The sequence below is a fragment of the Enhygromyxa salina genome (assembly GCF_002994635.1).
In the GTDB taxonomy this organism is placed as follows: domain Bacteria; phylum Myxococcota_A; class Polyangia; order Nannocystales; family Nannocystaceae; genus Plesiocystis; species Plesiocystis salina_B.
The window spans coordinates 86,858-107,032 of record NZ_PVNL01000121.1 but is presented as its reverse complement, the minus strand read 5'-3'; the positions used below and the strand labels follow the sequence as shown (position 1 = coordinate 107,032).

The 20,175-nt window shown below is 68.3% G+C and carries 13 protein-coding genes; 7 read left to right on the top strand and 6 right to left on the bottom strand.

Annotated elements, in window-relative coordinates; translation table 11 throughout:
- Together ENSA7_RS32245 and ENSA7_RS44430 are read right to left on the bottom strand one after the other, a co-directional pair.
- The coding region (locus tag ENSA7_RS32245) for a serine/threonine-protein kinase (RefSeq protein ID WP_146158383.1) at positions 1-1,244 on the bottom strand (1,244 nt) is incomplete at its 3' end.
- Positions 1,245-1,308: 64 nt separating this feature from the next.
- Positions 1,309-1,446 (bottom strand): hypothetical protein, encoded by a 138-nt coding sequence (locus ENSA7_RS44430; protein WP_181234314.1) that lies wholly within the window; start codon positions 1,444-1,446, stop codon positions 1,309-1,311.
- Between the two features lie 47 nt (positions 1,447-1,493).
- Between ENSA7_RS44430 and ENSA7_RS32235 the strand changes: the two genes are divergently transcribed.
- From ENSA7_RS32235 to ENSA7_RS32225, 3 genes are all read left to right on the top strand, one after another.
- Positions 1,494-3,590 (top strand): hypothetical protein, encoded by a 2,097-nt coding sequence (locus tag ENSA7_RS32235; RefSeq protein WP_106093245.1) that lies wholly within the window; start codon positions 1,494-1,496, stop codon positions 3,588-3,590.
- Between the two features lie 68 nt (positions 3,591-3,658).
- Positions 3,659-5,869 (top strand): chitobiase/beta-hexosaminidase C-terminal domain-containing protein, encoded by a 2,211-nt coding sequence (locus tag ENSA7_RS32230; protein WP_106093244.1) that lies wholly within the window; start codon positions 3,659-3,661, stop codon positions 5,867-5,869.
- A 139-nt stretch (positions 5,870-6,008) separates the two neighbouring features.
- Entirely contained in the window at positions 6,009-6,527 is a 519-nt protein-coding gene (locus ENSA7_RS32225; protein ID WP_106093243.1) for a phage tail protein, read from the top strand.
- A 43-nt stretch (positions 6,528-6,570) separates the two neighbouring features.
- Here ENSA7_RS32225 and ENSA7_RS32220 read toward each other — a convergent pair whose 3' ends face one another.
- Positions 6,571-12,969: an Ig-like domain-containing alpha-2-macroglobulin family protein gene (locus ENSA7_RS32220; protein ID WP_106093242.1), complete on the bottom strand. Its 6,399-nt coding sequence runs from the start codon at positions 12,967-12,969 to the stop codon at positions 6,571-6,573.
- Positions 12,970-13,061: 92 nt separating this feature from the next.
- The gene (locus ENSA7_RS32215; protein ID WP_181234313.1) at positions 13,062-14,297 is read right to left on the bottom strand and encodes an alpha/beta hydrolase family protein; all 1,236 of its coding nucleotides are present in this window, start codon (positions 14,295-14,297) and stop codon (positions 13,062-13,064) included.
- Between the two features lie 66 nt (positions 14,298-14,363).
- On the opposite strand from ENSA7_RS32215, the gene ENSA7_RS44425 reads away from it, so the two are divergent.
- Complete coding sequence (locus ENSA7_RS44425; protein ID WP_181234312.1) at positions 14,364-15,176, top strand: M23 family metallopeptidase; 813 nt, start codon at positions 14,364-14,366, stop codon at positions 15,174-15,176.
- Between the two features lie 373 nt (positions 15,177-15,549).
- Here ENSA7_RS44425 and ENSA7_RS32205 read toward each other — a convergent pair whose 3' ends face one another.
- A complete protein-coding gene (locus ENSA7_RS32205) occupies positions 15,550-16,536 on the bottom strand; it encodes a hypothetical protein (protein WP_146158382.1) in 987 nt (328 codons plus the stop codon).
- Between the two features lie 524 nt (positions 16,537-17,060).
- Between ENSA7_RS32205 and ENSA7_RS32200 the strand changes: the two genes are divergently transcribed.
- On the top strand, positions 17,061-17,555 hold the full coding sequence (locus ENSA7_RS32200; RefSeq protein ID WP_146158381.1) for a hypothetical protein: 495 nt from the start codon (positions 17,061-17,063) through the stop codon (positions 17,553-17,555).
- Here the strand turns inward: ENSA7_RS32200 and ENSA7_RS32195 are convergent.
- Positions 17,527-18,996 (bottom strand): serine/threonine-protein kinase, encoded by a 1,470-nt coding sequence (locus tag ENSA7_RS32195; RefSeq protein WP_106093237.1) that lies wholly within the window; start codon positions 18,994-18,996, stop codon positions 17,527-17,529. The genes ENSA7_RS32200 and ENSA7_RS32195 overlap by 29 nt on opposite strands.
- A 109-nt stretch (positions 18,997-19,105) precedes the next feature.
- Between ENSA7_RS32195 and ENSA7_RS32190 the strand changes: the two genes are divergently transcribed.
- A complete protein-coding gene (locus ENSA7_RS32190) occupies positions 19,106-19,612 on the top strand; it encodes an RNA polymerase sigma factor (RefSeq protein ID WP_106093236.1) in 507 nt (168 codons plus the stop codon).
- Positions 19,613-19,695: 83 nt separating this feature from the next.
- Positions 19,696-20,163, top strand: coding sequence for a hypothetical protein (locus ENSA7_RS32185; RefSeq protein ID WP_106093235.1), 468 nt, complete (start codon positions 19,696-19,698; stop codon positions 20,161-20,163).
- The last annotated feature ends 12 nt before the right edge of the window (positions 20,164-20,175 follow it).

The window sequence follows — 20,175 nt, the reverse complement described above, 5'->3', positions numbered from 1 at the left end:
ATCACGCTCGTGATCGAAGCCGCCGCGTGTCCGATCGCCGTGCCCCCGCGCCCCGAGCCGCCCCCGCCCTTTGGTTCGAGCGCGTGTGCACCGACGGCGACCGAGGGAGGCGCCGTCGGCCGCTCCGAGATCGAGCAGCCCGCCCCGACGTCGGGCAACGCGTCGGACAACACGTGGGTGTCGGCTCCGGCCCCGGCCACCTGCTCGCGGGGACCGGTGCGGACAGCGGCCAGCGCCTGCGACTGCGCGCCAACCATGGCCCGCAGCTCCAGCGCGAGCGCGGCCGCGCTGGGGCGACGCGCGGGTTCCTTGGTCAGCAAGCGCATGCACAGCGCCGCGATCGCGTCGGGGATCAGCCGATCCGGGGCCGCCTGGCGTGGATCCAGCGGCTCACTGTGAACGTGCAGCGCGAGGATGCCGACGAAGCTCTGGGCCGTGAACGGCACGTTGCCCGTCAGCAGCTCGTAGAGGATCACGCCGACGCTGTAGATGTCGGCCGCCGGGGTCAGCTGAGCTCCCATCACCCGCTCGGGCGCCAGGTAATAAGGCGTGCCGAGCAGCGAGCCTTGCTGGGTCTGAAACCCCTGGCCGCCCTCGGTGATCTTCGCGATCCCAAAGTCGAGGATCTTGAGCTGGGGGCCCGGCGCGCAGCAAAACACATTGGCCGGCTTGATGTCGCGGTGGATGACGCCTGCAGCATGCGCGGCGGCCAGCCCCTCGCACAGCTGGGCGAGCAGCTCGAGCGCGTGGTCGAGCCGGCCTTCGTGCTCGAGCCAGGCCTCGAGGCTCTCGCCCGCGAGCAGCTCCATGACCATGTACGTCTGCTGACCGGCCGGCCCGACGTGGCTGGCGAAGTCCACGATCTCGACGATCTCCGGGGTCTGGATCCGGCTGGCCGCGAGCGCCTCTTGTTGGAAGCGCGCCAGGTTCTCGGACGACTCCTGCGCCTCACGCCGCAGCAGCTTGAGCGCGACCCGGCGCCGCAGCACGGTGTGCTCGGCCTCGTAGACCCGGCCCATGCCGCCCTCGCCCAGCAGCCGCACGATCCGGTAGCGCTCGCCCACCACCGCGCCCGGCTGCAGCGCGGGATCGGGGTCGGCTCGCTCTTCGCTGCCAAACCGAAACGGTCGAGTCGGTCGCGCCGTCTCGGCGCGCGCTTCGGCTGGGATCGCAGCACCAGCGTGCGACGCGAGCGGCTCCGCCGATCGCGTGGGTAACCATGCCGCCGTTCCCGTGCCCGACACCGCGCCCACGGTAGCACTGCTACAGCGTCAGCACCGCCTCGGGCTGGCTGGACACGGCCTTTCGTCACCGCGCGAGCTTCCCCTCCCCGTCGAGCAGCTGCTGGCGCTCGGAACGAGCCACGCCACCCGCGTCGAGACCCCAGCGAACCGCCAGCCACTCGCCAAGTGGGTCGCCCTGGCCCTGCAGCCGATCGGCGATCAACGCTCAGGGTAGCCCAGGCGCGGCGCGGATCGGCTAACATCGCGGCGGTGTTGATCGCTCTCGAGCCCCCGCAGGTGATCATGATGTTGCTGGGCTTCGCCGGCATGCTGGGCTTCGCCGGGCTCGCGCTGTGGCTGGGCTTGCTGCATCGCAGGGAGACGAAGCGGACCAGCGCGGCCGCGTCGACGTCGAGAACGACGCCGCCGGCGACCCGCGAGACCTCGCCCACGCCCGCCGCCGCGCCGCACCAGCCCGAGTACCACGACCCAACGGAGTTCGTCGCGCTGCCCGGACAGCGGGAGCTCGACGCGCCGCTCGGATCGGGGATCGGGACCGAGATCATGATGGCGATCCCCGACGACCCGTACGCCGACACCAGGATCGCGCCGGGATCCGCGACGCCGGGAGCCGCGACGCCGGGAGACAGGACCGAGGTCGTCGCGGCGCGACTCGGCGCTGAGCCTGAGCCCGCGCTCGAGCCGTCCGACCGCACCGCGATGATCCCGAGCGCCGAATTGCTCGCGCGCCAGCGAGGCGCCTCGCCGGCGAGCACCGAGCTCGAGCCTGACGACAAGCCCGACGACAAGACCGCCTTCGTCGCGCCACCGCCCCCGGACGATCGCACCGCTTTCATCGCGCCTCCGCCCGCAGCCAGTCAGACCGCTTTCATCGCGCCTCCGCCCGCGGATGGTCGCACCGCCTTCGTCGCGCCTCCGCCCGCAGACGACCGGCCGTCCTTGGTCGCGCCGTCACCCGCCGCCAGCCAGACCGCCTTCGTCGCGCCTCCGCGCGAACCCAGTCAGACCGCCTTGATCACGCCTCCGCCCGCAGTCAGTCGGACCGCCTTCGTCGCGCCTCCGCCCGCGGCTCCGACCCTGGCCCGACCCGCCGCACCGCCAGCCGTCGCGGCCCCAACGACCACCGCCCCCTCACCGACCTTCACCGAGAAATCGGTCATCCCTACCCCGGCGCCGCCGAGCGTGAGCACGTCGGCGCCCTCGGTCGACCTCGCCGAGCATTTCTCCCTGGCCGCCACCGCGTACGAGCAGCTCCAGAACGCGACCACCAGCGCCTCGCTCGAAGCCTGGCGCGGTCACCTCGAGGTGCTCGCCTCGGTCCCCAGCGAGCAGCTCGAAGCGCACCTGCGTCCCGAGCTGAGCTCGCTGCCCAACCACCGCTCGGCGGCCGCGCTGTTGGCCCTGCTCCACAGCAAGTCGTGGCCAGCCAAGCGGGCGTTCCCTCAGCTGGTCGCCGAGCTCGAGCCAGATCTCCGCGCCGGCGCGCTGCGGGTGCTGCGGTCGTGGGACGATCCCCGCGCGCAGTCGATCGCGGCCGCCGGGCTCGCGACCGCCCAGACCGATCAACTGCGCGCGACCTGGCTCGAGTGCTTCGCCGATCACGGCTGGGATCCAGGCGCCGCAGCGATCGACGCCGCGCTCGCCCACGCCGATCCCCAGGTCGTCCGGGCCGGCCTGCGCGCGCTCCCCCACTGCGAGGCCGCGCCCAGGCTCGAGCCCAAGCTGGCCAACCACCTGTTCGCCGGCGACCCCGGGGTCCGGGCTCAGGCGATCGAGACCGCGCTGCTGTTCGCCAACAACAGCGCGTGGCTGGTCTGCCATCAGCTCGCCCGCAACCCCAGCTTCCCGAGCGCCGCGGAGCTCGTTGGGCTGCTCGGCACCGAGGCCGAGGTCACCAAGCTGTGCGCGACCCTCGACGGCAGCCCCACGCCCGGGCTCCTGCGGGGGCTCGGGCTCTCGGGTCGGCCCGCCGTGCTGGAGATCTGCGCGCTCCGCTTCGAGGACGAGAACACGGAGCTGCGCGCGGCCGCCCGGGCGTCCCTGCAGATCGCGGCCGGACGCAGCTTCGACGCTGGCCCCGAGGCGAAGACCTGGCTCGCGGCCCAGTCGAGCGCGCGCTTGCTGGGCGGCGCGGCGCGATCGAACGCGCAGGTGTTGGCGACCCTCGCGAGCGCGGACGTCCCTGTGCGCCGCGCTCTCGCCCGCGAGCTGGTGGTTCGTAGTCGCGGTCGGCTGCACCTCGACGTCGACACCTCGCCCGCAGCGTGGCGGCGTCAGCTCGAGCAGCTCGACGGCGCCACAGGCTTGCCAGCCCTCGACCTCGAGCGCGGCTTTCCCTGGTCCTGATACCCCTCCCGCGATGCTCACCCAGCGTCGCACTGAGGTCGGGTGCCAAACTCTGGTAGCGTGCGCGAATGCGCTTCGCTGCCCTGACGCTCCTGCTCGCGCTGCTGCCCCTCACGGCCCTGGCGGTCGAGCCGGTCGACGTCAGCGTCGAGCGGGGCTTGTTCATGGACGCGGTCGCGTTTCCGGTCGTGCTGAGCTGCGCGACGCCGGGCGCGACGATCACCTACACGCTCGACGGCAGCGATCCACGCACGTCGATGACCGCGCACAGCGGCCCCTCGGGCACCCAGGTCCTGATCGATCCCAATGCATCCGCGGCCCCGGGGGTGGTGCTGCGGGCCTACGCCTCGCTCGATCCAGATCCGCCCAGCAAGATCGCGGCGCACACCTATATTTTCTTGCCAGACGTGCTCACCCAGCCAGCTGATCTCCCGGGCTGGCAGACCTACGACTACAACGGCGGCGGCGGCCCAGCCCATCACGACTATGAGATGGATCCCGCGATCGTCGAGGACATTGCCTATACGCAAGAGATGATCCCCGCGCTGACGGCGATCCCCACCATGAGCCTGTCCGCCGAGCAGGGCGCGCTGTGGTCGGCCTATCGCGGCGACGCCGAGATCATGGTCTCGATCGAGGTCATCTACCCCGAGGGCGACAGCGAAGACACGACCGGCGGGCTCGAGCGCCACAGCCATGATCGGGTCAAGAACTCGATGCGGCTGTCGTTCAAGTCGCAGTACGAGGATCCCAAGTGGAGCACCGATCTGCTCTCGCGGGGGCCCCTCAACGGCGAGACCGCCACGGGCAACTTCGACCGCCTGGTCCTGCGCGGCGGCAACAACCGCAGCTGGGCGCGCAATTGGAACCCCGACCGAACCACCTACACGACTGATCAATGGATGCGCGACACCTCGATCGAGCTGTCGGGCGTTGGGTCGCACGGCACCTTCGTGCACCTGTACCTCAACGGGGTTTATTTTGGCCTGTACAACCCCGTCGAGCGCCTCGACGAGTGGTTCACCAGCGCGTACATGGGCGGGCTCGAGACCGATTGGTTTGCGATCAGCCACGCGGGCCCCAAGGGCGGCGACCCGGCGCGGTGGGAGTACTTGTCGGGGCCGCTGAAGGACGCCGACATGGCCGAGCTCGGCAATTATCAGGAGCTCCGCGAGTACCTGAATGTCGACGTGTTCTCCGACTATCTATTGTTGCACTGGTACGCGGGGGTGCGAGACTGGCCGGGCAACAATTGGTGGGGCGGCAATCAAAATGTGCCAGCAGCTCCATTCATGTTCTTCACCTGGGACGGCGAGTGGTCGTTTGGGGTCGGCATGGGCTCCCCCACTCAACCACAAGTGCACCCCGACTTCTTGGCGGGGGTTGGCAAGGGCGCGGGTCCAAGCACCGCGCGGATCTTCAACTCGGCCAAGCACAGCCCCGAATTCATGCTCGCGTTCGCGGATCGGGCCTATCGCGCGCTCTACAACGACGGCGCGCTGCGTGACGACTACGCCCGCGCGCGCTGGCAGGCGCTCGCGGATCACCTGCGGACGCCGGTCGTCGCCGAGTCGGCGCGCTGGGGCGACGCGGTGATCGGCGGGCCAACCCGCACGCGCGACGAAGACTGGCAGGACGAGGTCGACTTTCAAGACGCGTACATGGACGGCGCCGCCGCCAACCTGATCACGGCGCTGCGAACCGAGGGCTACTACCCCTTGGTCGACCCGCCGCTGGTGTTCGAGGGCGCCGACTTAATCGAGTTCACGCAGCTCGAGCTCGCGCCCGACACCCCGCTTGCCGTCCGCCTCGAGCTCGATGGCGGCGCCGGTACGATCTACTACACCGTCGATGGGTCTGATCCGCGCGCCGTTGGTGGCGCACCGCAGGGGATCGACGGCGACGTCACGGTCGACGTCAACCTGGTCTCACCCGTGGTGCTTCGAGCCCGCACCCTCGACGGCAACGAGTGGAGCGCGCTGCACGTGCTCGACCTCCACGGTGTTTCCATGGGCGATGGCGACGGCGATCCGGGTGATGGCGACGGTGATCCAGGCGATGGGGACGGCGATGGGGATGGCAACGGCGACGGCGATGACGACGGGAGTGAGACCGGCACAGCCGGCGACGAGCCGAGCAGCGATAGCAACGGCGCTGGCTGTGGCTGCGCCGTAGGACCTGTTGGAGCGCCTCCTGTGCTGATCCTGTTCGGCCTCGGCGTGTGGCGACAGCGTCGCCGCGCGAACGAACTCGCGCGCGAAAACCCAGCGTCCGTGTGATCGCTCGCAGCCACCGCGCGACGCCCCAAAGCTTCGCGAGGTTTTCCCTGCCGACGCTCCAAGTGCGGTGATACGCTGGCGCGAATCCCTGCAGACGTCTCATGATGATTCGTCTCGCCCGGGACCCAGGAGACACACAATGGAACCAATCCTCGGTACGATCATTCAATTTGCCGGCAACTTCGCACCCCGCGGGTGGGCGTTATGCGATGGGCAACTACTCCCCATCTCCACGAATAGCGCGCTGTTCTCGATTATCGGTACCACCTACGGCGGCGACGGCCGCACGAGCTTCGCGCTGCCCGACCTGCGGGGCCGCAACGCCATCCACGCGGGCAACGGTCCCGGCTTGAGCCCCCGAAGGCTCGGTGAGAAGTCCGGTCACGAGACGGTCACGCTCACCGTCAACCAGATCCCAGCCCACAACCACCTGGTCCAGGCCGACAAGACCCTCGCTACCACCGGGGACCCCACGGGCAACGCATTTGCCCACACTGGCGCCGACGTCAAGGTCTACGAGGCCGGTCCGCCCAATCAGTCCATGGACGCCGGCACGATCTCGATGACGGGGGGTGGCCAGGCGGTGAATGTGATGCCGCCGTTCTTGACGCTGAACTTCATCATCGCGCTCGAGGGTGTATTTCCGTCTCGCGGGTGACATCCCCCGCCCACACGAGGCCGGCTCATGTAGGAGCCCGAGTTCAGTGGACGATCTTCACCATTGACGACGATCCGTGCCCGAACCGCTCGGGCTCGTACATGGCCTCGGCGTGGACCGGCGGCAGCACGAAGGTGCCCAGGTTGGTCGCTCGCGCGGTGTAGCTGTACGTGTAGACCCCCGCGCCGAGGTGGTCGGCGAACAGCAACATTCGGTCGTCACGCATTTGCGTGTGATCGAAGCTAAACCACGGATACCACCAACCGCGGCTGACCTCGGCGAAGCGATACCCCCCATAGTCGTAGTCGTGCCCGCGGTCGTAGGTGGTGCCGCCCTGCCCCGTCACCCCCACGCTGGTCAGGAATCGCGGGTTTTGCCCCTCGAACCCGGCCGGCAGCGGGTCATCCACGACCACGAAGTTGGCCCGATCCTGCACGGTCAGCGTCAGCGTGACCTTGACGTTGGTCCCCGCCTTCACGCTCCACGTGCCGTCGTCGAGCTGTCGCACCGCGTCGGGATCGGGCTTGTCGGCGCCGCCCTCGGGCAGCGCTTCATAGCGGCGCGAGACCGTGAACCCGCGATCGACTGGGTCCATGCGAAAGTCCGCCGGGGCGTAGCGCAGGCCCAGCCGGTAGTAGAGCTTGCCGGGCCCGTCCTTGCCCAGCGTCACGCTCTCGACCGACTGCCCCAGCAGCGCCCGCATCGGCACCTGCTGGTTGACCTTCGCCATGTCCCGCCCGACGAATTTGGCCTCGCCCGCGAACATCTCGTCCAGCCAGATCCTGGCCACGAATTCCGGGGTCTCGCTCTCGACCGCCGCGTAGTAGCGCGACGCAGCCATCAGCGCCCAGGCGTTGGCGTGGGTGGTGTTCCAGCGCCCGCCATTGCGGGGGTCGCGGTCCGACATCAGCCCCGCCATGATCTTGGGCGCCATCTCGTCGTCGCCCATCTCCCTGCCCAGCTCGATCAACGCCATCAAGGCGATCGCGTCGGTCTGCGTGTTCGAGTGCATGAGCACGGCCAGGCCGTCGCCCGCGGCCTCGGTCCGCGACTCGGCGAAGTGGATCACCCGCGCGTTCTCGACGACCAGATCATCGAGCTCGGCGAGCACCGCCTCGACCGGCCCGGTTCGCTTGAACCGATGCGCCGCGCTCATCAGCAAGATCCGCCCGTACAGCGGGATCTCCGAGCGCTTGGCCCAGACCTTGTCGAACAGCTCCGAGCCCCGATCCTCGCGCGACAGCAGCCACAGCGCGAACGCCCGCGTGGTCCAGTCGTAGTAGTTGCCCCACCGCGTGGTCACGCCATTGCGCACGTAGCTGTCCAGATAGGCCATCGCCCGATCCAGCTTGGCAGCGTCGACCTCGTAGCCGGCCTGCTTGCCCTCGAGCAGCGCGAGCGTGACCCAGGTCGAGACATACGGCCAGCTCTCGCGCCGCCGGTCGTCGCCCCAATAGGTGAAGCCGCCGTCCCAGTTCTGGCGCTGAAACAGGCGGTCGATGCCCGCGCGCGCGAGGCTGTCCCGCCGGGCCCGATCGTGGACGTCGGCGATCGGGAAGTCGTCGAGCACGTCGCCCAGCGCGAAGATCGGCAGCAGCCGGCTGGCGGTCTGCTCAGAGCACTCGTAGGGGTAGCTGACCAGGAACTCCACGGCGTCCTCGAGCCCGTTGAGGGCGGTCGACGACATCGACACCTCGAGCCCGCCAAACCCGGGCAGCGCGTCCTGGGGCAGCTGGACCTCGCGCTGGACCGACGCCGAGGTCATGCCGTAGTCGGCGAACGCCTGCTTGGTCGCGGGCACCAGCACGGGGATCTCCAGCTGGGTCGCGTCGCGGCCCTGATTGGACAGCGCGGCGAACTGCAGCCGCATGATCCCCACGCTCTCGACCGCCATGGGGAACCGGACCTCCCGGGACTCACCCGGCGGGATCTCGAGGGTGTCCTCGACCGAGCCGAGCATGGTCACGTTGACCCCGCGGGTCCCGACCATGATCGCCTGCGTCGTCTCGCTCTGGTTGTCGACCATGACCGACGCCTCGAACTGATCGCCCATGTTCAAGAACCGCGGCAGCGAGGGCCTGAGCATGATCGTCTTGCGGACCCGGACCGAGGCTTCACCGCTCCCAAAGCGATCGGGCCGGGTGGGATCCACGGCCACGGCCATGATCCGAAAGCTGGTCAGGTTCTCCGGCATCTCGATCTCGACGCTGGCCCGCCCCTCGGCGTCGGTCTTCAGCTCGGACTCGAAGTAGGCCGTGGTCGCAAACAAGGTCCGCAGCGACACCTCCTGGGCCATCGCGGCGTTGGCGTCGATCGTCGCCGTCATGGCCAGCGAGCTGCTCGAGCGCTTGGGTGAGGGGGCGGGTGGTGGCATCGCCCCGGGCGCCTTCTCGGACTCCTTGCGCTCCTCCTTGGGCTGATCGGCGTTGGCGGCATAGCCGTAGCCTGAGCCGCCGCCGCCCCCCTTGCCGATCGTGCCGACGTTGCCGAGCCCGATCGTGCCTTCACCGGTCCCGCCGCCGCCGCGACCGGTCCCGCGCAGGCCGAGCCCGCCGACACCGTACGCCTCGCCGATCTCCTCGTCCATGAGGCCGCCCCACGCGTCGCCGTCACCCGTGGCCGCCGACGACTCGTCGGGGCTCGGGCCGATCGCGCTGGGCTTTGGTTGTTGCTGGGCGTCGCGCGGCAACACGAGGCTGTGATCCGCGAACAACCCGACCTCACCCTCGCGCTTGTGGTGAAAGAACGAGAGCGGATCCGGGGTCTGGTAGCCCATCAAGCTGAGCACGCCCTCGTCGACCACGAACAGCGCGACCGCGGCCGGGATCGGCTCACCGTCGACCGCGTGGGTGCGCAGATCCACCCGAAGCTTCGCGCCCGGCTCGACCCGGTCATGCTCGGGCTGGACCTCGACGACCACCGCCTTGCTGGCCTTCGAGACCATCAGCTCGACCTGGCCGCTGGCCGCCGCGGGTGCGCCCAGGTCTTGATCGGCCGGGGCACCCGCGACTGGCGTGCGGGGCTTGCTGAGCACCGCCGACGCGGTCACGCCCGCGACCATCTCGGGCGTGATCGCGACCTCGACCACCGCCACCCCACCACGCACGTACAGCTGGTGGGTCTGCGCCAGACCCTCGCGCTCGATCACCAAGAACCCGCGGGCCTCGTCGAACGGCGAGCGGACCAGCAGCTTGGCGGTCTCGCCGGGCTCGTAGCTGTCTTTGTCGGCGACCAGATCGACGCGCTTGTCCTCGTCGTCCCAGACCACCGCGTCGTCGCCGTGCACATACAGCTCGAGCACGGCCCGGTTGCTGCGGCCGCTCGCGTCGGTGATCTCGGCGACGACCTCGTGGGTCCCCGGCTCGCCAACGCTGACCTCACACGCGACCGGCGTCGCCCCCGACGTCAGCGCGCACGCGCTGGTCTGGGTCTCCTCGGTCGAATACGCGAACGTCCACACGCCCTGCTTTTGCACGGGGGTCCGGGTGGTGTCCTTGCGAATGACCTTCAGCGCCACGCCAACGTCGTGCACCCGCTTGCCGTCGACATCGACGACGACCGCCTCGACGCGGGTCCGCTCGCCCTCGCGCAGCACGCTACGCTCGGATCGGAGCCCGACGTAATAGGCCGCCGGGTGGACCACGAAGCTGCCGTTTCCGGCGATCGCCTGGCGGTTCTCGTCGGTCACCGTCGCCGCGATCGAGAAGGTCGCCGCTGTCGGCGGAGGCTCGACCGCAGGCTCGTCCTCGGGATCCGGTGGGGGCGGCGGCGCCTGGCCGGGCACCGGAGGCTCGACCTGCGTGAGCGCGTGCGTGACCTTCAAGATCCCCTGCGCGTCGAGCTGCTTGGTCTTCGACTCGAGCTGCTGGGTCGGGTTCCAGTTGCCGCCCCAGTAGTCGCCCCAGTGCCCACGCCGACCGGGCGACGCGGAGAAGTGAAACGCCGACAGCCCCTCGGCCGGCGGGCGGAAGTCCGTGGACTGGCGCGTGAGCGTGTAGTGCACGTCGGCGCCGATCATCGGCGCACCAAACAGATAGCGACCGCGGATCTCGACCGCGAGCTCGTCGCCAAAGTACAGCGGCGACGACTCGGCGCGCGCGACCTCGACCTCGAACTCGGGGGTGCGGAACGCCTCGACCGCGAAGTTGTGATAGAAGGTCTGGCTCGATCCAAACAGCCCGTTGTGCTCGAGCCTGAATGAGTAGTTGCCAGTGTCGCCGTTCTCGTCGGTCTGAATGTCGACCGCGAAGGTCCCAAACGCGCTGATCTTCAGCTTGCCCTTTTGGACCTCGACGCCGCGCTCGGTGTTGACCTCGTACTCGGCCTCGAGCCCGTTGCCCCACGGGATCACGGCGCCAGCGGGCCCACGCGTCTGCTTGCGCACCACCCCCACGAGGTGGACCATCTCGCCGGGCTTGTAGGGCTGGCGCTCGGTGAAGATGAAGGCCCGGACCTGATCCTCGGCCTTGTCGCCGTATAGATGCGAGACCCAGCGGCCCTCGAGATCGCTCTGATCCAGGGGCAGGAACGCCTCGTCGTTGCCGTGCTTGACCGCGAGCATCAGGCTCCACGTGCGGGCGTTGCCGAGCTTGGGCCGCGCGACGCCGTTGGTGTCGGACTTGCCCTTCCAGATCTCCCGCTTGCCCTGATCCGCGAGCAGCCGCACCTCGGCCCCGGCGACCGGCTCACCCGTATCGAGCGTGGTCACCAGCGCGACCGCGTCGTGGCGATCGATCGCCACGCTCACGCCGACGTTGGTCAGCTGCACGATCTGCCCCAGGGTGCTGCGCTCGGTCCAGCCCCAGCGCTTGTACTCTTCGGAGCGCAGCATCAAGTACACGAAGGTGTCGCTGCCCTCGATGTAGTCGTCGATATCGAGCGTGATCGTCTGCTCTTGCTGGCGAGACTTCGAGACGTCGATCTCGTGGGTATGCCGAGGGCTGCGCAGATCCTCGGGCCACTTGTAGTCATAGCCCGTCGAGCCATTGTGCCGGTAGTAATCGGCCAGCTCGGTGCTGTTGAACGACGAGGCCATGACCTCGAGCTTGCGCAGCCCCGCGACCTTGATCTGCACGGTGTGGCCGGCCTTGGCCTCGATGATCCCGGGGTGCTTGGCCTGCGGCCAGACCCGCAAGTTGGGCTCGAGCGGGCCGAGCTTGACCTTGGCCGTGTAGGGCTTGGCCAGCTTCTGCCCGTAGATGTCCTCGAGCCCCGCGTCGACGCTGACCTCGTAGGTGGTGTCGCCGATGAAGTCGCCGCTGAGCTGCACGCCGTTCCAGCCGGCGTCGATCCGCAGGTTCTCGACGGCCGGGCTCACGTGGACCTTGTCGATCACCCGCGCGTCGCGGATCTGGTTGCTGGCGTCGACGACGATCCCGTAGCTGGCCGAGCACGGCGAGGGATCGCAGCGATGCGGCGACAGCTTCAGGGGCGGGTAGGTCTCGAACGTGAACGCCAGCTTGTCGCTGCGCAGCGGACCCTCGCCGTAGACCCCCGGCGGTAGCTCGACGGTGTACTTGGTGTTGGGCGTGAGCTCGGCGACCGGGCGCAGCACGACCACCCGCGAGCGCTCCCACGCCTGCTCGCTGCCGGCCACCCACGGGTCGATGAACTTGGCCAGGTCCTCGTCCTGCCAGCGCGACTCCGGGATCAGCTCGAGCGCCACCCGCTTGGATCCGGCCTTCAAGCTCAGCGCGGCCGCAACCGCGTTCGCGTCGACGCCCTGGTTGAAGCGCAGCAAGATCGGCTGATCCAGGTGCACGTGGCTGGCCCCGTGTTGGTGCGGGACGCTGCGATCGAGCGCGAGCGTGGGCGTGGTGATCGACCACTCGACCGCCTTGGCGAGCTCGGTCCCGTGGGTCGACTGGGTCCCGGCCGGGATCGTGATCGCGTAGCTGGTCGAGAACGGCAGGCGCCCGGTCGGGTGGAACGCCAGGGCCCGCGTGCCCATCCAGCGAAACTCGCCCTCGATCGCAGGCTCGATCTGCATGGGGGCCGTGTGTGCGCGCAGATCCTCGATCGAGGCCAGCGGGACCATGGGGTGGTTGAACGACACCCGGATCGCGTCGACCAGCCCCTGCTCGCCGTCGGGGCCCGTGCGCAGGACCTCGAGCGGGCCGGTGGGTGGCTCGGACACGCCGACCGCGTCGCCTGGTGGGGCCGGCGGAGGAAACGGTAGCTCGATCTCCTCGCCGACCTGCGCCGGCTTTTGCGGGCCCGGCTTGGGCACGAGCTCGCCGTGTAGATCGGCCGCGGCGGGATCGAGCGGCGGGACGCCAGCCCAGAGATCGAGCTTCACGATCGGTTCGGGCTCCGGCTCGGGTTCGGGCTGCTTCTTCGTGCACGCCGCGATCACCAGCACCAGCGCCACGAACATCAGCGCGGCTGCGCGCCAGGTGGAGGTGCTCTTCAACGGATCGGCGACGCCAGGGTTCCCGCGCATGGCCGGCATGATAGCGCGGCCCACATCGGAGGCACGGCCAGTTTCAAGCCAGCCGACATACTGGAGCATTAGCCAGTAGCGGCGTCGCGCGGTCAGGGCAGGCGATCTTCAGGCAGCTCGAGCCCGCCCGCAAAGTGCCGGGGCTGGTCCTTGTGATAGACCTTCGTGGGTACCAGCGTGACTTGATCCAGCCCCTGCATCCCACCTTCGTAGGCGGCACACCAGTCTCGATAATCATCCCGCCACTCCTCGGCCACCAGCTCGAGCTCCGCGCAGGTCCAGCTGCTGCCGGGGACCGTCTCGCTGGCTCGCGTCGCGCACCACGACTTTTTCTCGGCCCACAGCGAGGCGTCGGCCTTCATGGTCACGCACCAGGGATCGCGGCCCGTGAACGGATCGGCGATGCCCTTGTCGGTCACCACCAACGTCAGCTTGGCCGCGGCGCCCGTGTCCTTGACCGCGGCGTAGCAACCGTCGGCCCAGCTCTGAAAGCTGGCGTCCAAGAACAGGAACTCGCGCACGTGCGCCGAGCCCTCGCGGGCAATGTTGAGCAGCGCGATCCCGCCGGCGCTGTGGCCCTCCGCGATCACGGCGTCGGGCAGCTTGCTCGGGTGGACGCCCAGCTCGTTCGTCAGCAGCGCGACCACCTCGGCGTGGAGCGTGGCGAAGTCGTCGCGGTAGTCCGGCGGCGCGGCCGGGTCCATCCACATGCGATCATAGGCGACGTTGCTCCACCCGCGGTGACCCGGCTCGAGCCGCTTGCCCGCGCTGAACGGATAGATCAGCGCGACATTGTGGTGAGGCCGGGTCGCCTGTAATTCCGTGATCGCGCCCAGGGTCTGCTCGAGCCGCTCCCAGCCGACCCACTGGTTCTTCTTCAGGCCCTCGCGCTGCCGCTCGACGTGCTCGCTGTAGGTGCCATGAAAATGAAACACCAGCTCGAAGGGCTGGGCGTTGTCGGCGTCGGGCGGGATGTAGATCAACACGTCGCGGCCGCCGTTGCCCTCGAGCTTGCCGATCCACAGCGTGCCCACCTGCGCGAGCTCGCTCGCAAACTCGACCAGGCCCGGCTGCGCGGCTGGATCGACCGTGAACCCCGTCTCGATGGTGGAGTCGGCGATCACGGGGGCCACGACCTCAGGCTGGGGTTGTGGCGGCGCGGGTGCGGTCTCGACCGTTGCGGGCGGTTCTGCGGCGTCCGTTGGCGAGACAACCGCGGGGCCGACCGCGGTACCCTCACCGCTCGGCTCGGCCGCGTTGCCGGGCGCGCATCCGCTCAGCGCGAACACGAGCGCGAGCGAGCGGCCTGCGTGCGTGGGCGAGAGCATCGCAGCCATTGTGCCCGAGCGCCGCGCGCCCTTCCAGCTCAAACCCGGATCCCCTACCCTCCGCGCATGCGCTTGGCTCGACTCACGACCCTCACCCTCGCGCTCGGCTCGACCACGTGCGGCGGCGCTGGCGGAGACATCGTCTGGCCGATCTCTGGCAAGGCCAGGCTCGACGCCGACAGGATCGGCGCCCCGTTCGGGCCCCGCGACCAGAGCGGCAAGTATGACTTCCACGCGGGCACCGACTTCCCCGTGCCTGAGGGGACCAAGATCCGCGCGATCAAGGCCGGTGAGATCGAGAAGGTCGTCGAGTGGGATGGCACGACTGGCCCTGGGAACTGGGTGCTGATCGACCACGGCGGCGGCGAGAAGTCAGCGTATCTGCACATGAGCAAGACTTCGGTCAAGGCTGGTCAATTTGTGGAAGCCGGCGCGACCTTGGGTCGCAGCGGTAGCGCCGGGTCGAGCTCGCCGCACCTGCACCTCAACTATATGGTTGGCGTTCAAGGGAACGGGGCCGACGAGTCGCTGGCCCGCAACGTGCTCGAGCTGCTGCCGCACGCGGAGATGCCTCCGCTCGAGGTCGAGTTTGGGGACGCCGCGGTCGCGCTGGTGGTGCCGATTCAGGTGATGACAATCCAGACGATTACGGTGGAGGGGGAGGGCGAGTCGCGGACGCTCGACTACGCGGAGGTGGTGGGGAAGGGAAACCCGGCTCGGGACTATCGGAGCCAGTCAGGGCTGACGATTGGGGTCGACGACGGCGATGACGGTCGGTTCAGGCTCGAGCTGGAGATCGACGCGCCGAGCTTTACGCCGACGCAGGTGATCGTGGTTGACATCGATGGTGAGACGTCGGTGTTCGAGCGCTCGTCCTGAGCGCTCGCCTCGTCGACTCTGCTGCAGCAGCCTCCCTACCCGGATCCCAACGGGACCGCGCGGCACGAAGAAGCCCAACGATAACGGCGGGATGCGGGCCAAGGCCGCACCACCATAACATAGGGGGAAGCGGACGGGCTATAGGGGGCGATCCGGACGGGGAGTCTTCTGTGATCGCCGGGCGCATCGGCGCTCCGGTTAGTCCTCCGCACCTCTGAATTGTCCACTCTCTCCCCCCGTCGGCACTAAATCTACTCACAGAACCCCAACATTCGCCACGATTTACCTTTCGACCCATCATCCATCGCCGCCGAACCAATACACGACGGCAGGATGGCTCGCGCGACCCCGCCACTACCCCATTTCCCGCTCACTACGGCGCCTGCGCGGCCACTTCAACGCCGACAAAGCGACGCATCCAATACGTCCCCGCAGGAAACACGGCCGGTTTACCCGCCAGCAGCAACTCCCGCGCCGCCGCGTACTCCCGTTCCCACTCGCGGTTCCGCGCCAACTCTCTCAACAGCTGGCCCTCACTCGAGGCCGCATGCTTGGGCTTGATCTTGAACCGCTCCTCGAAGCTCTTCGCCGCACGACTCCAGTGCTGTTTCGCTAGCTTGGGCAGCCCCATGAACCGCCGGCTGTGGCGGCGCATGCTCCGCTGAATCTCGAGCTCGCGCTCGCGCACCGCGTCCATCAATTTGTCGTACAGTTCGTCGTCATCGAGCTGCGAGAAAATTCCCGGCCGGACCAGCGTCAGCGAGACCTCCTCGGGCATATCACCGTCTTCGTCGAAGAACGCCGGTCGCTTGAAGGTCCGGGTCTCGCCGTAACGCCAACCGATCGTCGTGAACCCGGGCCACACCCTCGACCACCTAACAAGCCCATCCTTCACCGGATTGGTCAGCGTGTAGACCATGTCCATCAGCGACTCGTCGTCGGTCGGCCGCTGCGTATCGCAGGGACCCTGGCCGCTCCAAACGGTGTCGTCTCGGCCCAACTGCCGGTTGCGGCCCCTGGCGATGAGGCTGTGCAGAAGTTGCTTGAAGGGTACGAGATTGGCTTCGGGATCAGTGAGGTCGGTGTGGTGATGGTTGGACATCCACAGGCTCGAGTGGATCTGGATTCCGTAGCGCGCGGCGGCGTGGGCGAGGCAGTAGCCGATGAAGTTGACGACCTGCTTGGCATCACGTCCCGACGCGAACAGCATCAGTCGACCGATGCAGCGCCTGGTGATCTTGTAGCGGGCGCCACGGTAGAACGGCCGAGCACGGACGCGCGGGTAGTCGCGGGACTCTCCCCGGGCTCGGTTCTTCGCCCGACGGGCGGCGCTTGCTTGTTTCTGCGCGGGGGTGGCCACGCAGATGTTCTCGGCCCGCAGACGGGGGTGTTGCAGAATTTTGACAAGTTTGTCGGGCGGGGCCGTCGGGCTCTCCGGTGCGCTCGCTCGCGTCGGGCTTCTATCCCTCGGAGTGCTGCAACGATCAAGTGGGAGTGATCCAACGATCAAACTAGAGACTCCCAGTCCGGTGCGCCAGGTGCGCCCGGATCAAGTCCGGTGCGCCCGGATCAAGTCCGGTGCGCCCGGATCAGTCCGGTGCGCCCGGATCAGGTGGGCTCGCTCGCGTCGGGCTTCTATCCCTCGGAGTGCTGTAACGATCAAATGGGAGTGATCCAACGATCAAACTAGAGACTCCCAGTCCGGTGCGCCCGGATCATGCTCGGAGTGCTGTAACGATCAAATGGGAGTGATCCAACGATCAAACTAGAGACTCCCAGTCCGGTGCGCCCGGATCAAGGCGAACACGCGTCAACCGTCGCGAACCAACCTCGAGTGAGCACACATTCACAACGCATACACATCAGTTGGGTAGGCTGCCGATCATGCAACGTAACCACCTCACCCTCATGTTGCTCGTCGCCAGCGTCGCCTCGCTACCGTCGAGCGCCAGCGCAAGCACACATCGCAACCTGTGCATGTCCGCGCCGACTCACTGCACACCCACGGGGACCCAGGTGCCCCGGCTGGACGCGAGCGTCTGCCTGTCACGCAGCGGCGAGCTCACGATCAGGGGCACTGCCCCCTGTCCTGCGGACGCGTGGCCGTACTACCTCGAACACGGCGAGGTCGTCGACCCGACCACGGGCCAAGTGAACGCCTATCTCCCGCTCGACGACGCCTGCAGCCAGGCAGGCATGTGCGAGAAGGGCCCGCCACCGGATGGGACGCTAGAATTCCCGATGTGCTGCTACGTCAACCAAGGCGGCGAGCAGGTCTGCGTCAATGGCTTCAGTTGCGCCGGTACGATCTGGTATTGCTACGATGGCGTGTCGAACGATGATGGCACCGTCACCTGTTTTGCCTCAGAGCAGGCGTGATAGGAATGACATCACTTACTTCCTGAAAGCTCCTGAGCGCGTCGTCTCGCTCGCCTAACTGGCCGACTCGTCCATGAAGCAAGATCGCAACGCTCCAAGCCAACTGCGCGTGCTCGAGCTGCTCCGCCAGCTCGAGCCGCCTGGCGATCTCGCTCGCTGAGTTCGCCAGCCTGACCTGATCGCGTGAGGACAGCGTCTCAAACTGCTCCCACGCGTCGCCCAACGCATCAACCGCGGCCGCACCATCGCCCACACGCGCGGCGACCTCCGCTCGCAGTCGCGGGTTGCTCGACGCCAGCTCACCGAGCAAATCCTCAAACCCCAGCGAAGCACCACCACCCGTGCGGGCAGGCTCAGCCCGCGCGGCGAGATACGCCGTCACGCCCCCAAACGTGACAAACAGCGCCCCCACAAACGCGAGCGCCCGCCGACTCGACCACCCCCGCGCCCAGGGCATCCGCGCACGCAACCTCGCCCGCCGTGTCCCCCACGCATGCAGCACCTCGAGCCGCCCCAGCCACAGCTCCAAGCTCGGGCGATGCCCCGGGTCCCAGCGTAGACCACACTCGAGCTCATCTACGACCAGCTGTGGCATCGTCGGGTGCTGGCGTCGCGGCTGCGCGAACGCCCGGCTACGCGCACGGTTCACCGTCAGCTCGATCACCTCCGCGAGCTCGCCCGTCGACGGCAGCGGCCCATACGGCAGCTCCGCGAACAGACACGCCCAGGCCGTGGCCGCGAGCGCGAACACGTCCCCACTCCGGGTGCGCAGCCCCGCCGCCACCTCCGGCGCGATGAACCCCGGCGTGCCCACGATCCGCGTCGAATGACCGGGGACCGACGCCATGCCAAAGTCCGCGAGCCTGGCCACGCCGTTCAGAATCAGAATGTTCGCCGGCTTGACGTCGCCATGAATGACCCCCGCCGCGTGCAGCCGCGCGAGCCCTTCGCCGGCTTCGATGATCCGCGCGAGGATCTCGAGCCACCCATGCCGCTGACACCACGCGCTCAGGTCCTCGTCGCACAGCTCGGAGACGGAGAACAGCCAGCCGTCGTGCTCCCCGACGTCGTAGATCCGGACGACGTTGGGATGGTTCAGCTGCGACGCCGCCCGAGCCTCCGCGAGCACGAGCTCGTCGGCGTCGTCACCATCCGCGCGATGGATCTTGATCGCAACGTAGCGAGCCAGCAGGGCATCGACGGCCGCGTACACGGCCGAGTGCCGAGTGGCGCCCAAGCACTCCACGATCACATAGCGGTGCTCGGCCGCGAGCGCGCCCAGCTCCTCGAGGCTGACCGCGAGCGTCACGTCGAAGCGCGACGCGATCAGCTCGGCCAGCTTGTCGACAGGCGAGCGCGCGTCGCTGTCGATCCGCGCGCCCCAAGCCGCGAGCCGTCGGCTGCTCGCCAGCAGCGAACCTGGCGTGGGGGGCACCGCCATCGGCGAAGACTACCGGGTCTCGCGGTCCGCTGACCTGGCCTTTGGGTCAGTCGGACCGAATCTCTGGCCGCGCGGATCCGGGCGGGTAGCAAGTGATAACCTGCCGCCGATGTCCTGGCAGATATCCGCGAGCACAGCGACCGTCCAGCGCCTCAACACCGAGCTGCTCAAATTCTTCTATGCGCGAGTCAAGCAGACTCAGGACGCCGAGGATCTCGCGTCCACGACGTGGCTCGGCGCGGGGCGAAACTTCAAGCACCTGAGCTCCTTGCGGCACTTCTTGTTCTCGGTCGCGTACATTGTCCTCGCGGATCACCGGCGCAAGGCCGGCCGGCGACCAATTACGGAGCCCGCCGACTTCAACGCGCTGCCGGCGGTGTTCGTGGAACTCGACAGCCTCCTGGACCGCCTCACGACCCGAGCTGATCAAAAGGCGCACGCCGAGCGAGCCGCCGCGTTGCTGCCGGAGGCCTACAGAGACGTCGTGTTGCTGGCCCTCGACGGTCGCAAGAACGGTGAGATCGCCCTGACCCTGCAATTGAACGGCAACACCGTCCGCTCGCGCCTGTCTCGCGGACTGGCGTTGCTGCGTCCATTGCTCGATGTCGACGGTTGAATCGAGTTGGCGAGCCCGTCTGCACGAGGTCGAGAAGTCGGTGCTTTGGCGGTGAATCGCAGGATTACCTAGGCTGAGCCACGATGGCCCCACGGGGAAGCATTCACGTCGATCTCGATCCCGATGCGGCGATCGAGCTCGTCGCGACGAGCTTCGCCAATGCGCGCGGCTGGGCGATCGAGCGGCGCGGCCGAGCGCTCAGCATCCACCGCAAGCACTCGTTCGACTATTATTTTGGATCGGAGCCAGGCCCGAGCGCGAACATCCTGCAAGGCGGCGTCGGGCTCGAGATCGAGGCGCGACCGCTGCGTGATGGCGGCGCCCATGTCCGCGCCGGAATCACCCGCCACAACTGGCCCTCTGTGTTCGGGTTCGTCGTAGCGGATCTCGTGAGCACCCTCGGGTTCGGGACGCTGTGGGCTGCAATGGCGGCGCTGGAGCAGCGTCGAGCCCACCGAGGCGGCATGCAACGGCTGATCGGGCTGGCGATCGAGCCGCTGATGCCACACCAGCGCACTGTGGATCCTGGCCCGTTTCGCCGTCGGCGCTGATGGATGCCTGCG

Bases quoted from the DNA above. Each gene is read 5' to 3' on its own strand.
- ENSA7_RS32230 (WP_106093244.1), top strand. From the start codon at position 3,659: ATGCGCTTCGCTGCCCTGACGCTCCTGCTCGCGCTGCTGCCCCTCACG.
- ENSA7_RS32225 (WP_106093243.1), top strand. From the start codon at position 6,009: ATGGAACCAATCCTCGGTACGATCATTCAATTTGCCGGCAACTTCGCA.
- ENSA7_RS32220 (WP_106093242.1), bottom strand. From the start codon at position 12,969: ATGCGCGGGAACCCTGGCGTCGCCGATCCGTTGAAGAGCACCTCCACC.
- ENSA7_RS32215 (WP_181234313.1), bottom strand. From the start codon at position 14,297: ATGCTCTCGCCCACGCACGCAGGCCGCTCGCTCGCGCTCGTGTTCGCG.
- ENSA7_RS44425 (WP_181234312.1), top strand. From the start codon at position 14,364: ATGCGCTTGGCTCGACTCACGACCCTCACCCTCGCGCTCGGCTCGACC.
- ENSA7_RS32200 (WP_146158381.1), top strand. From the start codon at position 17,061: ATGCAACGTAACCACCTCACCCTCATGTTGCTCGTCGCCAGCGTCGCC.
- ENSA7_RS32195 (WP_106093237.1), bottom strand. From the start codon at position 18,996: ATGGCGGTGCCCCCCACGCCAGGTTCGCTGCTGGCGAGCAGCCGACGG.
- ENSA7_RS32190 (WP_106093236.1), top strand. From the start codon at position 19,106: ATGTCCTGGCAGATATCCGCGAGCACAGCGACCGTCCAGCGCCTCAAC.
- ENSA7_RS32185 (WP_106093235.1), top strand. From the start codon at position 19,696: ATGGCCCCACGGGGAAGCATTCACGTCGATCTCGATCCCGATGCGGCG.